Source organism: Frankia sp. CcWB3 (genome assembly GCF_977927595.1).
Genome location: NZ_CDWRCK010000187.1, coordinates 1 through 584, shown reverse-complemented (window position 1 = coordinate 584; position 584 = coordinate 1). Strand labels below are relative to the sequence as shown.

At 67.6% G+C, this 584-nt stretch carries 1 pseudogene; it reads right to left on the bottom strand.

The features are described from left to right. Nucleotides 1-121 precede the first annotated feature (121 nt). Nucleotides 122-584 (bottom strand): annotated as a pseudogene (locus tag ACY5KJ_RS14320) (RNA-guided endonuclease TnpB family protein); the annotation flags it as partial.

The window sequence follows — 584 nt, the reverse complement described above, 5'->3', positions numbered from 1 at the left end:
AGCGTTTGGTTCTCGCGCGCACCACGGCAATCTGGTCATAGGAGTCGAAATGAAATAACTTGCGCGTTTCGAACCCTCCACAGGCCTGTGACCTGCGATGATGCTCTCGATCACGTATTTGTTACTTCATTACGTCCCCATAGGTCCGGCGAAGCCGGTTCGACGTCGGGGCGTTCCACGGACGGGCCCGGCGCTGCCGGGCCGCTTTCCGTTCCAACCGGAGCAGCCGCCACGCCTCACCCGGCGACAGCAGCACGGGCATGTCCCGGAACGACCCGGCCGGCGGGCCAGTGTGCGGTTCCGACTGCACATCAGGGGTTTCCAGGCGGAACACCACATGCCAGCCGTTCACCTCCCGGACCAGCCGCGCGCCCGTCAACCGGCCCGGTATCCCCCGGGACACCCCGGGAAGCGGTCGGGTCCAGCGGAACCGCACCCGACCGGCACCGGGAATGGACAGCGCACCCCACCGGCGGCCCAGCCGGACCACGTTGAGGCCGCGGGCCTGCGGAACATCTACCGCCATCCGGGCGCGGCGCTGGGATTTGAAACGCGGCGGGCGAGCCACCTGATCATAGCGGCTC